This is a genomic window from Cobetia sp. QF-1, assembly GCF_002213105.1.
GTDB lineage: Bacteria > Pseudomonadota > Gammaproteobacteria > Pseudomonadales > Halomonadaceae > Cobetia > Cobetia crustatorum.
The window spans coordinates 134660-157955 of record NZ_NBVS01000007.1 but is presented as its reverse complement, the minus strand read 5'-3'; the positions used below and the strand labels follow the sequence as shown (position 1 = coordinate 157955).

General features: G+C 59.6%; 21 protein-coding genes and 1 pseudogene. 6 read left to right on the top strand and 16 right to left on the bottom strand.

Features of this window, described 5'->3' with window-relative positions:
* Positions 1-20: 20 nt before the first annotated feature.
* A complete protein-coding gene (locus tag CFN46_RS13580; RefSeq protein WP_088743778.1) occupies positions 21-935 on the bottom strand; it encodes a TIGR03571 family LLM class oxidoreductase in 915 nt (304 codons plus the stop codon).
* A gap of 108 nt (positions 936-1043) precedes the next feature.
* A complete protein-coding gene (locus tag CFN46_RS13575; protein ID WP_088743777.1) occupies positions 1044-2225 on the bottom strand; it encodes an MFS transporter in 1182 nt (393 codons plus the stop codon).
* A gap of 318 nt (positions 2226-2543) precedes the next feature.
* On the opposite strand from CFN46_RS13575, the gene CFN46_RS13570 reads away from it, so the two are divergent.
* The 3 genes from CFN46_RS13570 to CFN46_RS13560 all read left to right on the top strand — a co-directional run bounded on the left by CFN46_RS13570 (position 2544) and on the right by CFN46_RS13560 (position 5025).
* A complete protein-coding gene (locus CFN46_RS13570) occupies positions 2544-2879 on the top strand; it encodes a hypothetical protein (protein WP_024953144.1) in 336 nt (111 codons plus the stop codon).
* Positions 2872-4386: a sodium:solute symporter gene (locus CFN46_RS13565; protein ID WP_088743776.1), complete on the top strand. Its 1515-nt coding sequence runs from the start codon at positions 2872-2874 to the stop codon at positions 4384-4386. Before CFN46_RS13570 ends, CFN46_RS13565 begins: the two co-directional genes overlap by 8 nt.
* 216 nt (positions 4387-4602) lie before the next feature.
* Entirely contained in the window at positions 4603-5025 is a 423-nt protein-coding gene (locus tag CFN46_RS13560; protein WP_024953146.1) for an RcnB family protein, read from the top strand.
* Between the two features lie 141 nt (positions 5026-5166).
* On the opposite strand, the gene CFN46_RS13555 is transcribed toward CFN46_RS13560, so the two are convergent.
* Positions 5167-6036 (bottom strand): LysR substrate-binding domain-containing protein, encoded by an 870-nt coding sequence (locus CFN46_RS13555; RefSeq protein WP_176426478.1) that lies wholly within the window; start codon positions 6034-6036, stop codon positions 5167-5169.
* A 167-nt stretch (positions 6037-6203) separates the two neighbouring features.
* Here CFN46_RS13555 and CFN46_RS13550 point away from each other — a divergent pair, with 167 nt between their 5' ends.
* Positions 6204-7142 (top strand): DMT family transporter, encoded by a 939-nt coding sequence (locus tag CFN46_RS13550; protein ID WP_088743774.1) that lies wholly within the window; start codon positions 6204-6206, stop codon positions 7140-7142.
* 20 nt (positions 7143-7162) lie between these two features.
* Here the strand turns inward: CFN46_RS13550 and CFN46_RS13545 are convergent, their stop codons facing one another.
* The 12 genes from CFN46_RS13545 to CFN46_RS13490 all read right to left on the bottom strand — a co-directional run bounded on the left by CFN46_RS13545 (position 7163) and on the right by CFN46_RS13490 (position 20850).
* The gene (locus tag CFN46_RS13545) at positions 7163-8863 is read right to left on the bottom strand and encodes a sigma-54-dependent Fis family transcriptional regulator (protein ID WP_088743773.1); all 1701 of its coding nucleotides are present in this window, start codon (positions 8861-8863) and stop codon (positions 7163-7165) included.
* A 55-nt stretch (positions 8864-8918) separates the two neighbouring features.
* Complete coding sequence (locus CFN46_RS13540; RefSeq protein ID WP_088743772.1) at positions 8919-10355, bottom strand: hypothetical protein; 1437 nt, start codon at positions 10353-10355, stop codon at positions 8919-8921.
* Positions 10356-10434: 79 nt separating this feature from the next.
* Positions 10435-11604 carry an iron-containing alcohol dehydrogenase gene (locus tag CFN46_RS13535; RefSeq protein WP_024953246.1) on the bottom strand — a complete coding sequence of 390 codons (1170 nt, stop codon included), beginning with the start codon at positions 11602-11604 and terminating at the stop codon, positions 10435-10437.
* Between the two features lie 305 nt (positions 11605-11909).
* Positions 11910-12659: an ABC transporter permease gene (locus CFN46_RS13530; protein WP_024953247.1), complete on the bottom strand. Its 750-nt coding sequence runs from the start codon at positions 12657-12659 to the stop codon at positions 11910-11912.
* Position 12660: 1 nt separating this feature from the next.
* Positions 12661-13380: an ABC transporter permease gene (locus CFN46_RS13525; RefSeq protein ID WP_024953248.1), complete on the bottom strand. Its 720-nt coding sequence runs from the start codon at positions 13378-13380 to the stop codon at positions 12661-12663.
* Positions 13381-13472: 92 nt separating this feature from the next.
* Positions 13473-14303 carry a transporter substrate-binding domain-containing protein gene (locus tag CFN46_RS13520; RefSeq protein WP_084488189.1) on the bottom strand — a complete coding sequence of 277 codons (831 nt, stop codon included), beginning with the start codon at positions 14301-14303 and terminating at the stop codon, positions 13473-13475.
* 132 nt (positions 14304-14435) lie between these two features.
* A complete protein-coding gene (locus CFN46_RS13515; RefSeq protein WP_088743771.1) occupies positions 14436-15302 on the bottom strand; it encodes an amino acid ABC transporter ATP-binding protein in 867 nt (288 codons plus the stop codon).
* Between the two features lie 7 nt (positions 15303-15309).
* On the bottom strand, positions 15310-16569 hold the full coding sequence (locus CFN46_RS13510) for a pyridoxal phosphate-dependent aminotransferase (RefSeq protein WP_088743770.1): 1260 nt from the start codon (positions 16567-16569) through the stop codon (positions 15310-15312).
* Entirely contained in the window at positions 16551-17366 is an 816-nt protein-coding gene (locus CFN46_RS13505) for a class II aldolase/adducin family protein (RefSeq protein WP_024953252.1), read from the bottom strand. Before CFN46_RS13505 ends, CFN46_RS13510 begins: the two co-directional genes overlap by 19 nt.
* Entirely contained in the window at positions 17363-18379 is a 1017-nt protein-coding gene (locus CFN46_RS13500) for an ABC transporter substrate-binding protein (RefSeq protein ID WP_339378992.1), read from the bottom strand. The genes CFN46_RS13505 and CFN46_RS13500 overlap by 4 nt, the downstream gene beginning before the upstream one ends.
* A 198-nt stretch (positions 18380-18577) precedes the next feature.
* Positions 18578-20188, bottom strand: coding sequence for a 5-guanidino-2-oxopentanoate decarboxylase (locus CFN46_RS13495; RefSeq protein ID WP_088743823.1), 1611 nt, complete (start codon positions 20186-20188; stop codon positions 18578-18580).
* Positions 20188-20850: an HD domain-containing protein gene (locus CFN46_RS13490; RefSeq protein WP_024953253.1), complete on the bottom strand. Its 663-nt coding sequence runs from the start codon at positions 20848-20850 to the stop codon at positions 20188-20190. The genes CFN46_RS13495 and CFN46_RS13490 overlap by 1 nt, the downstream gene beginning before the upstream one ends.
* 51 nt (positions 20851-20901) lie before the next feature.
* Between CFN46_RS13490 and CFN46_RS17865 the strand changes: the two genes are divergently transcribed.
* The gene (locus tag CFN46_RS17865; RefSeq protein ID WP_369333738.1) at positions 20902-20976 is read left to right on the top strand and encodes a hypothetical protein; all 75 of its coding nucleotides are present in this window, start codon (positions 20902-20904) and stop codon (positions 20974-20976) included.
* An 8-nt stretch (positions 20977-20984) separates the two neighbouring features.
* Here CFN46_RS17865 and CFN46_RS13485 read toward each other — a convergent pair.
* Positions 20985-22043 (bottom strand): annotated as a pseudogene (locus CFN46_RS13485) (TauD/TfdA family dioxygenase); the annotation flags it as partial.
* A 128-nt stretch (positions 22044-22171) separates the two neighbouring features.
* Here CFN46_RS13485 and CFN46_RS13480 point away from each other — a divergent pair.
* The gene (locus CFN46_RS13480; protein WP_024953255.1) at positions 22172-23254 is read left to right on the top strand and encodes a GlxA family transcriptional regulator; all 1083 of its coding nucleotides are present in this window, start codon (positions 22172-22174) and stop codon (positions 23252-23254) included.
* Positions 23255-23296: the final 42 nt, after the last annotated feature.

The following is a 23296-nucleotide window of genomic DNA, read 5'->3' as shown; positions in this document are numbered from 1 at the left end:
TCAGTGCGACCCGTCAGCCCTCATGAAAAGTGCGGCAGTACCTCACGGCCCAGTTCCTCGAGGGTTTCCGTGAGCGGGCGGCGATTGCGACGCAGATGGAAGCCGATGTGATTCACCCCGGCATCCTGCATGGCTGACAGTTCTTCCATGAGGGCAAGGCGGCCACTCGACAACCCGAAGCGATGACGACGCACCGGGGCATGCGGGTCGTCTTCCAGATTGAGGTGGATGAAACTGACGTAGGGCTTGTCACCGGCGACCTGACGCCAGAGTGCCACGCGGCGGATGTGATCCTGTGGCGTGCCCGGGTAGGCCAGCCATCCGTCCATCTCGCGACCGATCCACTCGGGCGTCTGCTGGGAGAGCCCGGCGCTCAACAGCGGCGGACGCGTCGCGGCAGGCAGGATGGCCTGACCGTCGCTCAGGGCGTCGTCCGCCTGGCCCTTGATGACGTCCACCGCGTGGCGGAAGGCGGCACCGCGGGTGGTGAACTCCTCACCGAATAGTGGGTATTCCGCCGGTCGGTCGCCACTGGCGACACCCAGCAGCAGGCGGTCTCCGCTCAGGGCCTGCACGCTGGCGGCCGCCTTTCTCACCAGCCACGGCTGGCGCAGCGGCAGCACCGCGGCGGCGGTGCCCAGCAGCAGGTTGTCGGTGTGACTGGCCAGATAGCCCAGATAGGTGAACAGCTCGAAGACCTGACCGGCATCGCCGAAGGCGGGGTCGAACAGCGGCACGTCACGCAGCCAGGCGGCGCGGAAGCCGAGTCTGTCGACCTGGCTGATCAGCTCGGCATGGGCCCGCATGTCAGGGACGCCGAAGGGTGTGGAGGGGGCTCTGTCAGTCCGCACCCAGTCATTGTCCAGGGGCAGTTCGACGCCGAGGGTCAGGGGGCCCTGGGTGAGGCGATCCAGCGGGCGGGTCGGGGAGATCATGGTGGACTCCTTCTGAAAGAGAGTGTCGATAGGACGGTGCCCCCGAGCCAGCAGGCTGAGCTGTCGGAATCGGGGGCACGTCGTGGTGGCGGTAGGCTGCGGGGCGGATCAGGCGGTCGCGACGGAAGACGCGTGACGCTTGTCGAGGCGACCAGCCAGCAGGGTCAGCAGCAGGGCGGCGGTGACGATCAGCGCGCCGATCCAGGCGGTGTCGGTCAGTGCCATCCCGGAGACCACCTGGCCGCCGACGATGGAGCCCAGCGCGATGCCGATGTTGAAGGCCGCGATGTTGAGGCCGGAGGCCACGTCAACGGCCTGCGGCACGAAGCGTTCGGCCTGCTGCACGACGTAGACCTGCAGTCCCGGCACGTTGCCGAAGGCGAAGGCACCCCAGATCAGGATGGTGATCACGGCCGTGATCGGGTTGGCGGCAGTGAAGGTCAGCACGCCGAGGATGACGATCAGGCCACCGAAGATCAGGGTCAGGGCGCGAATCGGGCCCATGCGGTCAGCCAGCTTGCCGCCCTGGATGTTGCCGATGGCCACCGAGACACCGTAGACCAGCATGATCAGACTGATGGCGCCTTCATTGAAGCCACTGACGTCCTGCAGCAGCGGGGCCAGATAGGTGAAGGCCGTGAAGGTGCCGCCGTAGCCGAGAATGGTGATCAGGTAGACCAGCAGCAGGCGCGGATGTGTCAGCACCTTGAGCTGTTGGGCGAAGGTGGCCGGTACGTTCTTCTTGAGATTGTTGGGCACCAGGATGGCACTGCCGATCAATGCCAGCACGCCGAGCACCGAGACCACGAGGAAGGTGGCGCGCCAGCCGAAGTGCTGACCGATCCAGGTGCCCAGCGGCACGCCGGTGACCAGTGCCACGGTCAGGCCGGTGAACATGATGGCGATCGCACTGGCTTCCTTGTCCTTGCTCACCAGGCTTGTCGCGATGGTGGAGCCGATGGAGAAGAACACCCCGTGGGCGAGGCCGGTCAGGATACGCGCCGTGATCAGCGAGCCATAGCTGGGGGCCTGCCAGGCCAGCAGGTTGCCGGCGATGAACAGCGCCATCAGTCCCAGCAGCACCAGCTTGCGATTGAAGCGGCCGGTCAGGGCGGTCAGCACGGGGGCGCCGATGGCGACACCGACGGCATACAGGCTGACCAGCAGGCCAGCGGAAGGCAGAGAGACGCTCAGATCCTGAGCGATGGTGGGCACCAGTCCGACGATCACGAACTCGGTGGTCCCGATGGCAAAGGCGCTCAACGTCAGCGCCAGCAAGGCAAGAGGCATGGCAGTTCTCCATCAGCAATGGGTGGGTCTTGGATGCTGTGCAGTCTGCCGTGAGATACCTTTGTGATAAACGCACGAAATTATGAAAGACTTTTGCAGTTTTCGTAAATATGCCCGGTGTAGGCGTCATTCTTCCCCAGCGCGCGCCGTGCGTGCGTGTCACGGTCCGTCTTCCATCTCCCATCTCTGAAGCACATTTCCCTATCAGCTTGTGTCGCCATCTCGATCTCGTGTCACGTGACTCCCCAGCCGCGCTTCAAGCGGCTACACTGCGCGCCGAGATTTTTCATTCACTCCCTGTTCATATCGGAGCTTGTCTTGGCAACGCCTGACACCTCGTCGTCTTCATCTATTTCCTCCACGCCGGATGCCGGCGAGGTTGCCTCCGCGTCACGCCTGCCATGCGTCGTCGTGCCTGCCAGCTGGCGGGGCTGGAGCCTGTTGGTGATCTTCCTGCTGCTGGTCGTGATGGGTATCTGGCCGGTGATCGGCTGGGTCAATCAGCAGAGCTCGCTGTGGGGCATGCCGTCGTTGATCATCTGGAGTTACCTGATCATCTTCGCCTGCAGCGGGGCCATGCTGCTGGGCAATCGTCTGTTGCCGGATGAGGAGGATGGCGCGCCGCGCGAGGATGAGAGGGCGTCACATGAATGAGTCACTGGCCCTCACGTCCTGGCAGGGTAGCGTGCCGCTGATGATGACCCTGGGCTATATCGCGCTGGCGATGCTGATCGGGCTGGGGGCACGCGGTGGCCGACGCATGGATTCACTGGAGCAGTGGGGCGTGGCCGGCCGCTCGATGGGGCCGGTGACGCTCTATCTATTGATCGCAGCGGGCAGCGTGAGTGCCTACACCTTCATGGGTGCGCCGGGCTGGGCTTATAGCAAAGGTGTCCCCGTCTTCTATGTCGCGATTTATCTGGCCTATCTGGCGTTGGTGGCGTGGTACTTCGGCCCCAAGGTGTGGAAGTTCGGCGAGCAATTCGGCCATGTCACCCAGGCCAGCGCGATTGCGGATCGTTATCAGAGCCCCGCACTCGGCGCGCTATCGGCGCTGGTGATGTCGATCGCCTCCATTGCCTATGCAGTGCTGCAGACCATCGGCTCCGCTTACATCTTGTTGGTGATGAGCGGCGGAAGAATCCCGTTATGGGCCGGCGTGTTGCTGGTGCTCAGCGCGATTGCCGTTTACCTGTTCGTCAGTGGTCAGCGCGCGATTGGGCGCACCAATGTCTTTCAAGGGGTACTGATGTTGGTGGTGGCGTGGGTGATCGGGGTGTGGGCTGCGCATCTGGCGACAGGAGAGTGGGGATTTACCAGAGTCTTCGCTCGTGTCGCGGACAATAATCCTGAGTTTCTACGCCTGCCGGGGGCGGGTGGTGACATGAGTTTCAGCTTCTGGACGACCTCGATCATCGTCTCGATGCTGTCCTTCATGCCTCCCGTCTGGACACAGTGGATGAGTGCGTCATCAGCACGCACCATACGTCGCAGCGCCAGCTGGTTACCGACCTACTACGTGGTGATCCTGCCGCTGGTGGTGGTGGGCTTCATCGGTATCTTCAGCCTGCCGGAGCTTGAGCGTGCCGATACGGTGGTGCTGGAGTACGCGATGGCCAACATGCCGGTCTGGTTGGTGGGGCTGCTGGGAGCGGGGACGCTGGCCGCCTCGATGTCCTCCAGCGAGCCCTTCATCCATTCGGTTGCCTTGAGCCTGAGTCGTGATGTGCTGCAGCCCGGACTGGGCTTGAGTGACGGCCGTGCCGGCAAGCTGGCACGCTGGCTGATCTTCCCGGTCATGTTCCTCGTCATCGCACCATTGGCGATCCTGGAGCCGGGTAACCTGGTGATGATTCTGCTGATCGGGTTAGGCTTTGCCTCGCAGGTACTACCGGCCTTCATCGGCATGTTCTTCTGGCCGCGCGCCTCGGCTATCGGGGTAATCAGCGGTATCTGTGCAGGTTTCGTGGTCACGGTGGTGTTTACCACTATCTGGCCGCATCCGCTGGGGATTCACGCGGGCTTCTGGGGTCTGATGCTCAATCTGCCGGTATTCGTGAGCGTGTCATTGTTGACGAAGGCGGTGGAGAGGAGTGTCACACGGCGCTTCTTCATGATTGCTGCACCGTGGATGTTCACGAATACGAGTGCTCGTGACTGATCCTCTTTCGCACTGTTCATTTTTACTTCATTGCCATGCTTCTTGTTCTCTAGCTAATGAAGTCGTCACATGGCGACAACGTCAGCCAAAATGAGGAGATAATCGTCGAAACAGCGTAGACGTTTGTATTGACCAGCACCTGACGTTATGATTTTAGAACAATGTTTCCTAACGGGGCGCGCATCGCCCGGTCCATTGCCATTGAGGAGATTCATCATGCGCAAAGGCACACTCATGACACTGGTGCTGGTATCCACTCTCCTGGGGTCTTCGCTGACACTGGCGGCCCCCAATGATGAGCGCTATCAGCAGAAGTCTCATCAGAAGGACCAGAAGAAATCTCAGCAGAAGCACCAGCAGGAAAAAGGCCATCAAGCTCAAAAAGGCCACGTTCAACAGAAGCGACAGGCCAACAACGGCCATCAGAACAAGGCCAAAGCACATCCGTCACATCACTGGAAACGTGGCGACAAGGTGCCGAGTGGTTATTACAACGATAAACGTTATTGGGTCAGCGACTGGGAAGCGCGTCATCTGTCCCGCCCGCCACAAGGACATCGTTGGTTGCAGGTGGACGGTCGCTACGTGTTGGCCGCTGTTGCAGGTGGTGTGATCACGGCGATCATTCTGAACCAGTAAGGGGATGTGTATCCTGCCTCTCTGCGCCTCGCTATCAATGAAAAACGCCACCTTCGGGTGGCGTTTTTTTATGTGGATTCTGCGCTATCTTCCGCCGGGCCAGGGCGATGACAAATAGTAGGCGAGCAATAGCGGTATCGCTCAGTCATTCAGTTGCATGCGCAGCCAGGGCAGCATGATTTGCTCCGCCTGTCGGCGACGGGCTTCGGGATAGACCAGATGGAAGCCTTCACCTTGGTCGGGCAATCCGCAGAGTGCCACCAGATTTCCATTTGCCAGATCTTGGGCGGCCAGCAGCCGCGGTGTCAGCGCAATGCCTTGATCTGCAATGGCGGCATCTACGGCGAGACTGGTGTGATTGACCCAGAGCCGCTCCGCGTTGTCGATGCCCTCAAAATGCGCCGCAAAGGTATGCCAGCCCTGATGAGCATCTTCGATCAGCATGCAGTCGGTGACATCGAGTCTGTCGAGCTGCTCACCGGCTTCCTCGTGATAACGAGGGCTGCACACGGCAATGCGCTCAAGCCCGCTTAACCATAGGCAGCGAAGGCTGTTGTCGTGTTGTCCGCGCCCTTGTCTAATCGCAATGTCGACACCGTCCTGATGGAGATTGGCAAGGCTCTCGGTGGCGTGCACTCTAAGGCGCCACTCGGGATGTGCCTGGCGGAATTCGGCCAGGCGTGGTATCAGCCACTTGGCGGCAAAGGAGGGCGGAACGCTCAATGTCAGCGTGGTGTTCTTGTGACTTCCAGTCACTTCCTGAGTTGCTTGATCGATATCAGACAGTGCCCGTGCGATGCGCGAGTGAAAGCGTCGGCCGGCCATGGTGAGTGCCAGTCCACGCGGTAGACGATCGAAAAGCTTCACGCCGAGTGAGGTTTCCAGTTCACGTATTCGCTGCGCGACGGCGCTTTGCGTCAGTGACAATTCTTCTGCTGCCAGTCGAAAGTTCAGATGGCGCGCCGCAGCATCAAAGACGGGTAGTGCACCGAGTCGCAGGTGTGAGGACATGACGATACTCGTGTGACAGTGATGGATACCAGGCTGCATTTTTTCTACAGGCTACATCAAGAAAAGCCCACTTGTCGTCACGTCTGAGGCCCGTGAGGATGGCGATGTCTGCTGGCCACGACCGGCAAGATGTATCGCAAGTGTCCCGCCATTCCAAGGAGAGCATCATGCCTCGTATCCTGTCAGCGGCACATGTCGCCTTTGTGTCGCTCGGTATCATCTGGGGCAGCAACTTTCTGTTCATGAAATTGGCTGCCGAATGGATAACACCCGGGCAGGTCACGCTATTGCGCGTGGTGGTCGGTTTCGTGCCATTGGCGCTCTATGCTGGCTACAAGGGGACATTGCGCTGGAAACATCTGCGCCACTTCCATCATTTTGTCGCGATGGCACTGCTGGCGACTGCACTTTATTACCTCGCATTTGCCTATGGCAGTTCAGTGCTACTGTCGAGTGTCGCCGGCATGTTGAGTGGCGCCATCCCGCTTTTCACCTTTGGTGCGGCGGTACTTTTTCTGCGCAGTGAGCCGATTACACCGCGTTCGATAACAGCCACCTTGTTGGGCGTCGTTGGCATCGTGATGATTGCACGGCCGTGGCAAGGCGTAGAGGCGGGGGGCTCGCTATTGGGTGTCGTCGCCATGCTAGGCGGCGCATTGAGCATTGGTCTGTCGTTTGTCTATGCCAAACGGTTCGTGATGCCGCTAGCCATTCCTTCGCTGGCACTCGCGACCTATCAGACGGGGATCGCAAGCCTGTTATTGCTGTGTGTGATCGATCTCGACGGGATAAGCGCGCTGAGCCATGACACCACGGCGATGCTTGGTCTGGTCTTGGGGTTAGGGCTATTGGGTACCGGTGTCGCCTATGTCCTCTACTACTACATCGTGGGGCAGCTGGGGGCGATCAAGGCGTCTGGAGTGACCTATCTGCCGCCGGTCGTGGCCGTGGTGATGGGTGTCGTGCTGGTTGATGAGCCTATCCATGCGATGGACTTGTTCGCGATGGTGATCATTCTCTTGAGTGTGGTCTTGCTACAGTCGGCACGTCAGCGGAGTACCGTGTCACCCAGGCATTCGGAGGTTGCCTCCTCATCGGTTGAGTGACTGAGGTGCCTGGCGTTCTTTTAGCGTCGAATCGCATATTTCTGCATCTTCTTGACCAGTGTCGACTGATTGATGCCCAGTGCGCTGGCCGCCGCGCGAGTCGTACGGTGGCTATCCAATGCCCGCTTGATCAGCTGTTGTTCCAGAGCCTCGGTCTTCTCCTTGAGCGTCGTATCGCGTAAATCGTCAGTCGCTGAGGAATGAGCCTCGAGGAGTTGCCTGCTTTGCTGTTGATGTACCGCGTTGTCAGGGGAGTTATCAGGGCTTGAGGGGGCGGCTGAATGCAGCGTGCCAGATGGCCCAGCCAGGCACTCCATCGGCAGCATCTTTGGCGTGATGAGCTCATCGCAGGTCGTGACGACGAGCCGCTCGACCAGGTTGATCAATTCACGGATATTGCCAGGCCAGTCATGGCTACCGAGCAGTTCAAGCGTTTCCGGATCAAAACGGCGAACGCGGGCGTGGCGGTGACAGAAATGCGACAGATAGTGATGCAATAACGGCGTGATCTCAGCGCGGCGCTCACGTAGCGGGGGGAGGGTGATCGGTACGACGCTCAAGCGATAATAGAGGTCTTCTCGAAAGCGACCCTCGCTCACCCGCACCCGCAGATCATGATGAGATGCCGTCAATAAACGTACGTTGGTGCGTTTCAGCTCGGTACCGCCGACCGGCATGAAGCGTTGTTCCTCCACTACCTTGAGTAGCTTGGCTTGCAGTGACAGGGGAAGGTCGCCGATTTCATCAAGGAATAGCGTGCCACCATTGGCGACATCCAATAGTCCCTGCTTGCCGCGCGCGCTGGCGCCGGTGAAAGCACCGGGCGCGTAGCCGAATAACTCCGCCTCCAGCAGTCCTTCCGGCAAGGCTGCACAGTTGAGTTCGAGAAACACGCTATTGGCGCGCTCGCTGTGTTCGTGAAGATAGCGCGCCAATAGCGTCTTGCCCGTGCCGGTTTCGCCTTGAATCAGCACTTTCACATCAGTGGCCGCCACTCGCTCGGCCAGCGCGAAGCAATCGGCTGTGGCATCGCTGGTGACAAGCTCCAGTGATTGTTCATCGGTACCGGAATTGACGCTGTAGGTATCGTGCAACGAATGCAGTTGGCGTAGTTGCTCCTGGGCATGCTTGGCGCGCAGCAATTCGGTGATATCACGCACACTGGTGACGACATGGCTCAGGGTCCCGTCATCGGCCTGCATGGGCATACCACTGACCAGTATCTTGCGCCCGTCACGCAGACTCTGTACCAGTGTGACTGGCTGGCCATCGCGAATGACTTCCAGCGATACGGACTTGGAGATATAGCCGCTGCGTACCAGTTCGCGCATGTGGCGCCCCAGGACATCGCTGCCCTTGAGGCCGGTAATGCGCTCATAGGCCTGATTGATGGCCACGGTCACGCCGTGGGCATCGGTGATATAGACCCCATCATGCAAGGCATCCAGCAGGCGCTGGATTGGCACGCGGGTCAGTCGATCTTGCGCGGGCTGCATCGTGGCTGCCGTATCAGAGACAGTCGATGAAGCGCCGCGATAAGGTGGGCGTGTGCCTTCCCGTGCGAGACGTTCCTTGAGTTCACCCGCCGATTCGACATCCTGCCGCGTCAGTACGCCAATCACCTCACCCTGCGGGTCGATGACCTTGACGGCGTCGAGCGATTGTCGGTCCAGCAGCGCTAGCGCGGCTTCGAGCTTGAGATCCTGTTCCACGTTCTGCATCAATCGTTCCCCTGTCAGAAGCCCCCGCACCGTCAGGCAACGGGGGCGCATGGGGTTACGATACGTCATTGGTCGCTGACGTGGGCGGCGTCTTCTTGATAACAGAGGCGCCAGCATCTGCCTTTCCGATATCACGGCTGAACGTTTCGTCGATTTCGCCAGAGAAGAAGCGCTTGCCGTAAATCAGCAGGCACAGGGCGATGCCGATGCCGAAGGCCCAGGCGGCGCCCTTGATGACCAGCACTGCAGCAATTACGCCGGCGATACCGAGGTCACGCTGACTGCGCGCTTCCAGAATGCCCAGTCGTACGCTGACGTAGCCTTGGATCAGCAGCGTCAGTGCCAGTGCAATGCCGAGAATCGGCTGGACAAGGCTGACGATGGGTAGCAGCAGCAGGCCAGTGTTGGTCCCCCAGCGGAACGAGCCCGAGCCGCCAAACAGCGAGTTCATCGCCTGCTTGCCTTCCTTGTAGCGCTCGACCACAACAACTTGCATCGCTGCCCATAGCGGGCCGCACATGGTGACATCGGGTCCAAGCAGGCTCATCAGCGTATTGCGGCCGCCGAATATCATGTGCGCACGGTTGGCGTCGTAATCGATCTTCTCGTCTGGACGTGACTCGTCGGCTTCCTCGACTAACGCCTTGGACTGCAGTACGTCGCCAAACAGCACGATATAGGCTGCCAATACGGTAGGTAGCGCCGTCAGGAACATCGACAGCGGCGGCAGGCCTACCCCAAAGACGGTGTACTGACTGAACATGGTCACGAAGTCAGGCTGGCTAAAGCCCCACTGCACATCAGGCCATGCTGCTTCGCCGGCCAATGGTGCGACGATGATGGCCAGCAGAATGATCGGGAAGATACCGAGCTTGCCCAGCGTGCCCCATACCCGGCTTGACGATTTCAGCTTGGCGAAGTGACGCGAGAAGATGATGTAGAACGCCAGGCCCACGGCAATGCTGATCGTGATGGGATAGGTGTCAAAGCGGCCGCCTTCCTTGAAGACAACCGAAATGGCCGCCAGACCCGCGCCCATGATGATACCGGCCTTGATAGCCGAGGGAATCAGGTTGACCACCTTGCTCGCCAGCCCCGTTCGCCCGAGCACGATCGACAATATGCCGAGCATCAGCTGGAAGGCAATCAAGGCATGGACTCGCGTCTCGCCCTCCGGGAAAGTCGCGACATACGCGATCAGCAGCGGAATGGCTGGGGTGATCCAGCCGGGAATGACAGGGTCGCCCAGCAGGTGGTGGACCAGATACAGCAGCCCGTTGATCATCACGATAGCGAGCGCTGCCTCAAAGGGCATGCCCAGTAACTCAGTCATCAGCGGGATGGCGGCAAGGTCAACCGCACACATCAGTAGACCTTGCAGATAGTCGGGCAGCTCAAAGCGGTAATGCAGGAAGGGGAGTCGAACCTTGAAAGGCCCCAAGGCATAGTAGGGGCTTTCTTCTCCCGGTTGGCGGGTTTTCCACTGGCTCATGATGACGTTCCTGTTGTTATCGTTATGCAGTCGAATCGTTCATATGCGGAGTTAGGCGTATCTCCGCTGGCTGTTTTTTTCAGTAGGCAGCGCGATAGATACTCTCGATATCGGCCTGGCTCAGTTGGCGTGGGTTGTTGCGCAGCAGGCGCTCGACCTTGATGGCATCTGCGGCGAGTGACGGAATATCGTCTTCGGGAATATCGAAGTGGCGCAATCCTGCCGGAATATCGACGTCACTGCACAGTCTATGCAGGCGCTCGACCACTAATTCTGCGGCGGCCTCGTCCTTGAGATGGCGATGTTCAATGTCGAGGGCTTCGGCAATATCGCGGAAGCGCTCCACGCAGGCCAGTGCATTCCAGCGCATCACGTGGGGCAGCAGCAGAGCGTTGGTGACGCCGTGCGGCAAGTGATAGCGCCCGCCCAACGGATAGGCCAGCGCGTGTACTGCGCCGACACCGGCGTTACCGAAGGCCATGCCGGCCAATAGGCTACCTGTCGCCATATCTTCGCGGGCCTTCAGATTATTCGGATTGGCGTAGGCCTTGGGTAGCGCCTTGATGATCAAGCGCATCGCCTTGATGGCGAGCGCGTCTGTGATCGGGGTGGCGAAGTTGGAGAGGTAGGCTTCGATGGCATGCACTAGCGCATCGACACCGCTGGCTGCGGTGACATGGCGCGGGCAGCTGACCGTCAGCTCCGGCGCCACGATGGCGACATCGGGTAGCAGGTAATCATTGACGATGCCTTTCTTCATCTTGGCCACGGTGTCGGAAAGAATGCCGATGTTGGTAACCTCTGACCCGGTACCAGCGGTCGTCGGCATGGCAATCAGCGGTGCGCCCCGTACCTTCGCCTTGTTCTCTCCGAACAGACTTTCGAGATCACCGTCGTGAGTGGCATAGACGGCCACGCACTTGGCGATGTCCATCGCGCTGCCGCCGCCCACTGCGATCAGACTGTCGCTTTTCGCCTCGAGATAAATGCTCATGCAGTCTTCGACGACATGCACCTCAGGTTCGGCGCTGACTTCGCTGAAGATACGGTAGTGCGCCAGCTGCCCTTTGGCCTTGAGCGCATCCAGCTGATCGGTAATGGGTTTGAGCGTGCCGGACGCCAGCACACCGGGATCGGTGACCAACAGCGGACAGCGCATGCCAAGACGGACAATTTCTTCACTGAGGCGCTCGGAGGCTTGCTGCCCGGTAATCAGACGATTGGCAGATTTGAAGCTGGCGATGCTCATGGCAGTGTCCCGTAACAGATGATCTATGGCGGATATCGTGTAGCGTCTCTTACAGGAGTAGATAGCAAGCAGCATGCCAGTTTTCGATCTCTTTCAACCTGATGATTTCATTGATATATATTTCGTTATTCGTCGAAAGTCGCAGTATCGGCAGTCACTATTTGATTCTTTATGGAATCGTTGTTATGCGAAATTTGATTCTTTATGGAATCGGCGCCTCTAAAATCGGGATAAAAAAAGCGCCGAGCTTAATGGCTCGACGCGTCGTGATGCATTCGATAATTCGGTGCCGAATCAGTCGAGTATCAGTGCTGAACAGAATTCGCAGCTTTGCGGAAGAAGCCTCCGGTACGTCGTTGTGGTTGCATCCCCGGGAAATTCAGCTCTACCTGCCGCAAACCTGCGGTCAGGATCACGGTCAGCAACAAGTAGAGACCGGCAATCATGATCAACGGTTCGTAGGTCAGGAAGGTCTCGTCGCGAATGATATTGGCAGCCTGCAGGAGGTCCATCATCGCGATGGTGGACACCAGTGGTACTGACTTCAGGAGCAGGATCAGCTCGCCGGTCAGAGTCGGCAGGCAAAGTTGAATGGCGCGCGGTAGCCATAGGCGAGTAAAGACCTGAAATCCGGAGAGTCCGAAGGCTCGGCCTGCTTCGCGCTCACCTGGTGGCACACTGAGCAGGGCGCCACGGAGTACCTCGCCGGTATAAGCCCCTACGGAGAGGGTGAAAGTGAGCGTGGCATAGAAGAACGGATCACGCAGGATTCCCCAGAACATGCTCTCCTTGATGCCGGGCACGCCCTCAAGCAGGCGTCCGACGCCGTAATAAAAGAAGAACAGCTGGACGAGCAAAGGCGTGCCACGCATCACGACCGTGATGCCTTGTGCCAACCATGCCAGGGGGCGTGGCCCTTTGATTCTGACCAATGCCATGGCAACGGCGAGCGTGAAACCAAACACTGCCGAGACCAGCAGTAACCAGAGAGTATTGATTAAGCCTTCGAGCAAGTATTCCTGATAGAACGGGTCGGATAGCCAGCTGAAATCCATGTCAGGCCTCCTGGGTAGAAACGATGGGCTGGCCGCGGCGCACATAACGTTCGAGGCGAGCGAACAGAGCGCTGGAGGTCAGTGTCATCAGTAAATAGAGCACCCCTGCAGCGGCATAGAACAGGAAGTAGGCGCGTGTGCTGGCGGCCGCTTGCTGGATGGTGAAAAACAGCTCACTGAAGCCGATCACGCTGATGAGCGCGGTGTCCTTGATCAGAATCAGCCATAGGTTCGACATGCCTGGCAGGGCGTTGGGCATCATGGCTGGCAGAGTGATGTATCGAAAGCGTGCCAATGGTGAGAAGCCATAAGCATCGGCCGCTTCCAGCTGGCCTTTGGGGATCGCCAGAATGGCGCCACGAAACACCTCGGTCATATAGGCCCCCTGGACGAAAGCCAGTACGCCCACGGCGGTCACGAAGCCGCTGATTTCCACCTGACCGGGTAAGCCGAGCGCATTGATGAGTCCTGTCAGGGCTTGAGAGCCGGCATAGTAGAGCAGGATGATCAGCAACAGCTCAGGGACCGCACGAACAGCGGTGGAATAGGCCGTTGCCAACGCGCGTACAGGTGCCCACGGGCTTAGTCTTGCAGCGGCACCAACCAAGCCGAGTGCCAAGCCGATGGCATAGGCGGCGAAAGCGATCTGGAGTGTGGTCACGGCACCGGACAGGATCGGGCCCGCCCAGTCGGCGAGTCCTTCTTGCGATAAGGGGATCATTATCTGGAACCTTTTGGTATCAGCGTCAGGGGATGTCCAGGCGGCCATGAAGGGTAGGTATCACGACCGCCTGTGTTGATCATCGGCCTTGATTAGCCAATACAGACGTCTGTGGCGAAGTACTTGTTGGAGAGTGCGCTGCAGGTGCCGTCCTTCTGAACTTTCTGGATGGCAGCATCGACAGCTTCCTTCAACGCATCGTCATCCTGACGCAGGCCTATGCCGACGCCTTCGCCATAGGCTTTATGGTGCGGTGCGGTGGCCTTGATCTCGAAGTCCTTGGCTTCCTCGCGCCCGACCAGCTCGGCCATGGCGATTTCGTCAGCCAGAATCACGTCGAGTCGCCCTGACAACAGGTCACGATTGACCTGCTCCGCCTGGTCGTAAAGACGTACTTCAACACCGGTATCCCTTAGCGCCTGGCGGGCATAGGTCGCGTTGGTCGTTGCGCTCTGGACACCCAGTATCTTGCCGTCGAGCCCATTCGGGATATCGAGTGTCAGGTCACTGGCAGCAACGTAGGCACCTGGCGTGAAGTAGTAGGGTACGCTGAAATTGATCACCTTCTGACGCGCTGTGGTGATCGACATGGAGTTCATGATCATGTCGATGCGGCCTGCCTTGAGAGACGGAATGATGCCGCTCCAGCCGGTGGGGGTGATGGCGCAGTCGCGTGTCATGGCCGTACAGATAGCTTCGGCCAGTTCGACCTCAAAGCCGGTCCATTCGCCATCGGAAGAGGTATAGGTGAAGGGTGGATAGGGTTCTGCGGAAATTCCGACCTTGAGTGTGTCGCTCGCTTGAGCCTGGGATACGCCCAGTGTCAGGCTGGTAAACAGCAGGGCGCCCAAGGCAGTGCGCAACGCGCTGCACGTGCGTAGAGAAGGAAGTGTCCGTGAGGCATGCAAAGAAATACGTGTCATGAGGTCATCTCCTGGGATCATATTATTGTTGTCAGTCACCTTGGCAGGGGGCGCCGGGGTGCTGAGTCCATTCGTCAATCGTGTCGTGGGTCTATTCGCGCATTTCTCGTAAATCCCTTGAAGGTAATAACGTCAGGCTGCGGGAGATACGAAGCGCTGGCAGCGCTCGTGATGGGTCTGTTCGAAGACGTCAGTCGGCGTGCCAGCGATGCCCACTCGACCCTCGTCGAGGAAGATGATCTGATCAGACACTTCACGTGCAAAGGCCATTTCGTGTGTCACCATCAGCATGGTGCGTCCTTCATCCGCGAGGCTGCGAATCACGGCGAGTACCTCGCTGACGCGCTCTGGGTCGAGAGCGGATGTCGGCTCATCAAACAGCAGTACGCGGGGCTCCATCGCCAGCGCGCGGGCAATCGCGACACGCTGCTGCTGCCCCCCGGAGAGAAACGCTGGATAGGTGTCGGCGCGTTCAAGCATGCCAACGCGCGCTAGATAGTGTTCAGCGGCCTTGGTTGCGTCACGACGTGACAGACCTTTGACGCGCATCGGCGCTTCGGTGATGTTGCCGAGCACGGTCAGGTGAGGCCACAGATTGAATTGCTGAAACACCATGGTGACCTTGGCGCGCAGGCGCTGAATCTGGCGTCGATCCAGCCCGACGATATCGCCCTTGGGATTGCGGTCGAAGCGAATCCGTTCATCGGCGATCATCAGCTCGCCCTGATCGGGGCGTTCCAGCAGGTTCATGCAGCGCAACAAGGTGCTTTTACCCGAACCGCTGGCACCGATAATGGTGGTGACGGTGCCTTCTTCTACCGCCAGTGACACGTCGTGCAGTACTGCCAGGTCGCCAAAATGCTTGACAATATGTGTCGCCTCAACGGCCAGCGACGCAGATGACGATGCTTCATGAACCGGTGATACGAGAGGCCTGGAGGCCGAAGGCTGCGGTTCAGGCGCGGTAAGTGAGGAGTGTGCGGACGATGATAATGTCATAGGCGCCTCAAGGGTGGATGACCGGGATGTCAGGCGTCACTTGCTGCGTTGCTTGGCGTGTTATTGCGCTACCGTCGCTGACACTGGATGAAGCTGGGCGGACTTGCTCGGCCAGTGTTGCCAGGCGTTGGCAGGCCTCACTCAGTATCAGTGGTGACACCGTCAGGCTGAGGCGAACAAAACCGGCGCCCGAGGGGCCGAATGCCTCGCCTGACAATACCGAGACGGCATGTTCATCCAGCAATCGGTCGGCGAACTGCTGAGAACTGAGACCGGTGGCACGTATGTCGACCATCACGAACATGCCTGCTTGCGGCGTGATAACACTGACCGCGGAGCAGTCTTCCAGCGCGCGGCAGACGGCGTCGCGCCGTTCACGATAAGCCTCGCGCATGAGGCGAATATCCGCGTCACGCTCCTGACTCAGTGCCGCGATGGCGGCGTCTTGAATGAAGTCAGGGCAGCCATATAGCATGCACAGCGCCAGATTGGTCAGATGTTCGATCAAGGCTTCCGGGCCCAGCACCCAACCGACACGCCAGCCTGTCATGGCGTGGGATTTCGATAGGCTGGAAATCACCACGCTGCGTTCTGCCATGTCCGGCAGCGCGGCGGCACAGATATGCTGCCCGTCAAAGATAAGCTCGGCGTACACCTCATCCGAGATCAGCCATAAATCATGTTGTCGGCACAGATCGGCGATGGCATTCCACTGCTGCGCCTCGATCAGCGTGCCGGTGGGGTTGTGGGGGCTATTGAGCAGGATGGCACGCGTGCGTGGTGTGATGGCCGCAGCAATGTCACTGACATCCAGACGGAAGTTGTCATCACCGCGTAGCGGCACGCGTTTTATCACGGCGCCCGGTGCCTGGATGACAGCTTCATAGGTCACGTAGCACGGCTCCGGCACGATGACTTCGTCACCGGGTTCGAGCAGGCATTGGGCGACGGCATAGAGCCCGCATTGAGCGCCAGCCATCACGATCAACTGTTGCGGCGCCACGGTGATGCCTGCTGTGCGGTAGCGATCGGCGATTGCCTCACGTAGCGCATGCTTGCCTTGAACATCGGCGTAGTGAGTTGCGCCGTGGTCGAGACTGGTCTTGGCGGCATTGATGATGCTGGCGGGAGTCGTGAAGTCCGGGTCCCCCACCGATAGCACGGTGATGTCTTCACCTGCTGCACGGCGTTTCAGAGCACGTACGTGGATGTCCCATGCGCTGGCACCTTCGCCTGCGATGCGGTCGGTCAGTGTGGAGAAGCGCATGTGGCCTCCTGTGATGCGGGGGATGAAGTCATGGCAAGGGCGGGGGCGCTGATGCCCAGTCGACGTAGCTCTGCGCGCCAGGCCAGATCGATGCCTTTGGCACTGGCATTCCAGCGGTCGTATTGGCGAGCGACGTGCTCGCATAGGGTGGGCGTGGCGCGAGTGAGTATCTGCCCCGTGGCCTGTGCGGCGAGCTGTGCCTGGCAGCTGCGCTCGAGATCTCGCATGCGCAGAAAGGCGTCGCCGACGCTGGTGCCGCAGGTCAGCATGCCGTGCTGTTGTAGCACTAGCGTCATGTGGGGCCCCAGGTGAGCGACGAGCCGATCACGTTCGGCCAGCTCCAGTGCGATACCTTCATAAGGGTGGTAGCCGATGCGCTGATGGAACTGCATCGCCCACTGGTTAAGTGGCAATAGCCCTTCGTCGAGGCAAGACACGGCCACGCCGGCGACGGTATGTGCGTGTAGTACACATTCAACGTCAGGACGCGCGGCATGCACGGCGCTATGAATGGTGAAGCCGGCAGGATTGATGCCCAGCCCGGTGGGATCATCGAGTATCTCGCCACTGGCATCGACGGTGACCAGATTGTCCGGACGAACCTCCTCGAAGCGCAGGCCGAGTGCGTTGATCAGGAAGCGCTCGCCAGGCAGGCGAGCGGAGATGTGAGTCGAGATGCCGTCATCCATCCCGTCCAGTGCCATCAGGCGGTAGGCGGCGGCGAGATCGCGTCGGATGATACTTTCCTGATCGTTGTCAGCTTTGCCAGAAACAGGGGAATTTGAGGATGCACTCATAGGCTGGCTTCCATCGCCTTGAGGGCATCGCCGCCTTCACGCGTAGTCACGCCGTCGAGAAACTCAGCCACTTTCTCGGGATGCGCCTCGAGCCAGTCATGCGCCACGTCATCGGGATCGCGCTCGTTGAGGCCGTAATCGAGAATGAATGCACTTTGGTCTTCAGAGCTGAAGGTCAACTGATCCAGCAGGCGGGTCATGTTGGGATTGGCATCCGCGAAGCGCTTGGAAACGATGGTCTTGACGTCGCTGGCGCCGTTCTTGCCGCCGTAGACCCCTTGTGGGTCATCGAGGATATGGGTATCGAATTCCGGCACCATCCAATGCGGTGTCCAGCCGTAGAAGGCAATCCAGCGTTGTTCTCTCTGGGCGGAGCGGACTTCGCTCAACATCCCCGGCGTCGAGGATTCCTTGATATCCCAGTCACCCAGTTCATAGACGTTGTTGTCCACGGCAGCATTGATCTTGTCACTGACGGTGGAACCGCTCTCGATGGAGTAGAAGGTGCTGTTGAACTGGTCGGCATGTGCGACAAGGTCTTCGGCGCTGTGGATGCCGGCATCATAGACGTAACCGGGCACGGCAAACCCCATGCGGGCGCCGGTGACGTTATTGCCCAGATCGACGATGGCACCTGCTGCCATGCTGGCGTCGTAGCTATCTTGCTGGGCGGGTAGCCAAGCGGCGAGGAAGGCATCGGTGTCGCCGGTAGAGAGCGTCTTGTAACCGACGGTCGAGCTGACTTCGCTGCGTTCGACCTCATAGCCCAATGGGGCCAGAAGTTGCGCAACGATCTCGCTCTTGACCGTGACACCCGGCCAGGGCGGGACAATCAGTGTCAGATCGTCATCTTGATCAACAGCGGGGGCCGCGAGGGCTGCCGAGCTCAATAACAGAGCGCCTGTCATCAGGAGGCCACGTGCCGTGGTCAGTGATCCATTGGGAGAGGGGGGGCGGGTCTTGAGAAGAAACAGCGAGTCGTGTGGATTGCGTCTAGTGGGCTTCATCATCATTCGGCTCTCCTGGTCGGCCCCGAATCATTCCGGGGCTCATTATTAGGGGTGTTCGTCTGTAGGGTGGTCGTCAGTTGAGATATCTATCGAGTCTGGATTTTCAGTTTGGAGTCTTCGTCATCAAGCGCTGTCTGCTGACGCGTGCTCAACTGTCGTGAGTCATGCATCGCCTCTGTGCATCGCCTCTGTGCATAACCGCTATGCAGCGCCATTCATCCAGCGCAGCGCATCGACCTCGATCAGCAATGGAGAGTGCGCGTGTTGGAGCATTTCCAGCGCGTCACCCAGCGCGTCAGGTGCGCTGACGGCGGCGTAGCGGCAATGGAACGCCTCCGACAAGCTGCGGAAATCAGGCGCTTTCAAATCAACGCCGAGGTGCTCGACCTTGTCATGGGTCATGTAGCGGCGAATCTCGTCGTAGCCATCGTTGTTCCACACCACAATGGCGATGGGATGGTTCAGATCACGCGCGGTGGCAAGTTCTCCCAGCACGAATTGCAGGCCGCCATCTCCCACGATGGCCACGACTGGCAAGTCGGGGCGCGCGATACTGGCCCCCAGCGCCGCGGGTAATCCATAGCCCAGCGTGCCGAAACCGGTGGCTGCGTTGAACCAGCGACGTGGCTCGCTGCGTCTGGCGAGGAAGTTACCGGCGTAGACCGGCCCGGTGGAGTCACCGACGATGATGGCCTCCGGCACGCTGGCATCCAGGGTCTCAAACAGGGACACGTAGGGCGCGAGATCTGGCTGCTGTTCAAGATCAAGACGCTGACGCAGCCCATGGCAGATATCGGCACCTTGGCGATGGGCGGGTGTGGTGCACTCTGCTAGCGCATCCAGCGTCAGGCTCACATCTGCCACCATCGCGAGGCTCGCGAAGTGATTGCGTGCCAGCTGCTGAGAGTCGATGTCGACACGGATCAATTTGCCGGTAAAACCGAAGCCGCCATCGAAGACCTGATCGTAATCGGTTTCCCCAAGCTCGGTACCCAATGCCAGTATCACATCGGCATCGCGGGCCAGTTCACGAATCGGTGCGAACGTGGCGGTGCATCCAAGGTCGAGCGGATGATGATGCCCCAGCACACCACGTGCATTGATGGTGGTGAGGGTGGGGGCATCGAGACGCTCTACCAGCGCACGTGCTGCCTGGGGAGCGCTGGCACTGCCGCCTCCCATCAGCACCAGCGGACGCTGGGCCTCATCCAGCCAGCGGCTGGCCAGCGCCAGTGCTTGCGGTGCGGGCGCCGGCGGGAAGAAAGCCGGCACCACGGGAGGCGTGGAGTGACAGAGGTGCACGGGCATTGATGCCGCCATCACATCCAATGGGATCTCGATATGTACCGGCCCCGGGCGCGCGCCATGAAAGACGGCAAAGGCGCGGGCCATGACTTCGGGCAGTGCGGCAGGGTCGAGCAACGTATGGCTGAAGACGCTGACGCCTGCGAGTGTCTCGCGCTGGTGTGGCATCTCATGTAGCCGGCCTTGACCCCGTCCGAGACTGCTGGTGGCATTGACGCCAGAAATGACCAGCATCGGGATCGAGTCAGCCAGTGCCTGGCCCATGGCCGTGGCAATGTTGGTCATGCCCGGGCCGGTGATGATGAAGCATACGGCGGGCTTTCCGCTGGCCCGGGCATAGCCATCGGCCATGAAGCCCGCTCCCTGCTCATGGCGCGGCGTGTAGTGGCGGAGTCCTGAACCGGGAAGCTCGCGGTAGAGCTCGATGGTATGCACGCCGGGGATGCCAAAGGCGGTATCAACGCCATAGGCGCCCAGCAACTGAATCAAGTGTTGAGCGCAGGTCATCATGCGGTGATTCCCTTTTGCGTGGCAGATTCTGTGCGCGGTTGACCGTCGGGGTGCTGATCCGATTCGAGGGATCGTGCGACTTCGTCTGGCGTCACGAGATCCGGCAATCCACCGAATGGCTCGCGGGTCAATATGCGTTCGACCATGGGCACGAAATGTGACAGAGGCAAGGTGGGGTAATCAGGGTCAAAGCTGGCCTGATCCCACTCGTCGCAGAAGCGCACGGTACGCTCATATGCGGGATGCTGCACATAGTCTTCGCGTGCGTGTCGGTCCTGACCAAAGAAATGCCGGTAGTGATAGCCCTGGAAAAGTTCGTGATGGCGAATCATCCAGGTATTGAGTGAGTCGATGAAGGGCTCGAGGATCGCAGCGGCTATCTCGGCATGATTGGCGGGTGCCAGGTCATCCCCGATGTCATGCAGGAGTGCGCAGACCACCATCTCTTCATCGGCACCGGCATTCAGCGCGCGAGTGGCCGTTTGCAGGCAGTGGTCATAGCGATCGATGGGATAGCCATGATGATCGCCACGTAGTCGATCGAGATGCTCCAGCACCCGACGACAGGCATCGGATTGATAGGATCGGAAATGTGTGTCAATCAACGCCCATTCTTCATGACGACTTTCCTTGAAGTTGCGAAAGCGTGCCTGGGTCAATAGGGCTGGGGCGGACAGCGAGGTAGACGCGGGAGTGGATGACTTCAAGATGTGGCCTCCTCACATGCACGGCGACGGTCCTTCAGCAACAGACGACGGCTGGCGGTGGAGTCACGATCGACATAGCCCTGGCGCATATGCCGCACTTCCCCATCCAGCTGGAAGGCGCTGCGGCCATGCATCAGACGGTAGTTATCCATAATCAGCATCTGGCCCGGTGCGAGCTTGAGATGCAGGGTCAGTTCGTCGCTGGTGATCAGCTGGTAGAAGGCCTGACGCGCGGCGTAATAACGGCGCAAGGTGGCACTGTCGAGAAGAGGCACGCGTTCGGTGCGATTGGAAAAACGCACGCGCTTGACGCGACCTTGGCTATCAAGCTCGATCAGCGGTCCTTCGCTCTCCAGGCGCGTGGTCGTGTCGTGGTAGCGAAAACCGGGAGTGACGTGGGTCAGGCACTCGAAGGCTTGTGGGTCAACGTCACGGAGTCGCTCGGCGGCCTGGTAGCCATCCACCAGCATGTTGTCGCCGCCACTGGCAGCATTGTTCAGGCAATGCAGCCAGATATACCCCGGGATGGGATCGCGATAGGGGTTGTCCGTGTGAGGCTCGAGACCCCGCTGGGTCATGGTCAGATCATAAGCATTGGGGACCGACTTTACGTCCGCAATCCCTCCCCAGTTGGTTTTACGTACCGGGCCGATACGATGAATCAGGGCTTCCATGCCATTCTCTGTGGCGGGTACGCCGCTGACCCGAACGAAGCCGAATCGCTGAAGCTGATCAAGCATCTCCCCCAGAGCATCATCATCCTCGAGGGAGGCGGAAAATTCCGCCTCCGGCAGTTCGCCGCCGTGCTGACGCCAGGTGGAAGCGTCCCACAGGGACAAGCCTTCATGCTCGCCAACTGGCTGTGCTTCGGTGAGCAGCGCCGCCAGCGAATAGTCGCTACGGTGGCTATCGCTGAAGGAGAGGGTGAGAGTATCGCCGTTGTGCCGAGCCTCGGTGAGGCTCAGATCAAGAGGCAGTTCTGCTGCTTCGATGAGTCGCTGTCCGGTGAGAGGGTCCAGTGTCGACTCGTCCGGCGCCCGCTCACGTAGCCACAGCGCGTCCAGTTCCCACGTCTTGTCGTGACCCGTGAGGAGAAGTTGTTGCCCGTGGTTCGACAGGCTGAGAGAAAGGGTCGTACTCGGCACTTGGGTATCTCCGCGACAGGGGGAACGGCGCTGAAAGTCCGGTCCGGCAGTGATGTTTCCCTTACCTTAATCCTCTGATGTGCGTAGGGTTTGATTAAAATAGCCAAAGAGTTGATGAAAATAGCCTCATGTCAGACACAGCCTCTCACCACGGTGCTTCTTCTTCGCCTACGGGGTCCCATCATTACCCACGCCCTGATTCCCCGCCGTTACTGGCGCCGGGCGCAGCTGAGCACACACTCAATGTCTGGCTGGTCCCGCGTTTTTCGATGCTGACCCTGTTTTGTCTGCTGGAGCCTTTGCGGGTCGCCAATCGCTTTGGGCGCGATCTTTTCGCCTGGCGGTTGCTCTCTGCCGACGGTGAGGCAGTGGTCGCGAGCAATGGGGTACGCATTGACGTGGATGGCTGTCTCGGTGATCTGATTACAGACGCTGGCCATGACAGAATGGGCGCTGGCGAGAGGGACACCAAGCCGCGATTGATGGTGGTGTCGTCCTATGAAGCAGAGGTGAGCGTGGGCAGTGAGGCACGTGCCGTCTTGCGTCATCTTGCGGCGCATGGCGCCTGGTTGGGCGGGCTGGATACGGCTCCTTTCATTCTTGCGCGTGCTGGCGTCCTGGCCGGGCATCGGGTGGCCTTGCACTGGGAGAGTGTGCCAGCGTTTCGTCAGGAATTTCCGGAGCTGACCGTAAGCTCAGCGCATTATGAATGGCAGGGTGAGCGACTGACGGGATCAGGGGGGGCCGCCAGTATTGACATGATGCTGGTATGGATTGAAACACTCTATGGTCCGTCGTTGGCGGATGCGGTAGGGCGTCAGATCGTCCATCAGCGTGCACAGGACAGTACGGTGAGCCGAGATCGTCAGCAGCACTCATCCTTGCCTCGTGGCGTCGTCCGGGCATTGGCGGTGATGGAGGCCAACCTGGCGCAAGCACTGCCGATCCCGGAGGTGTGTCGATTGGCCGGCCAGTCTCAGCGCCAGCTGACCCGGCTATTCATGGCTCAATTCGGTGAGACACCTAAGCAATGCTATCTGGGCATGCGTCTTGATCATGCCCAACGAGTGCTCGCTGATAGTCGTGTCAGCGTGTCGCAAGCCGCCTTCGCAGTAGGCTTTTCGCACTTGGCGCATTTCTCGCGGGCCTATCGTCAGCGTTTTGATGAATCCCCCAGTGTGACGGCTCGGCGTGGTCTGATGGCAGATTGATATAATAGTGGCTGGCCAATGGGCTTGATAAGGCATGAGCTC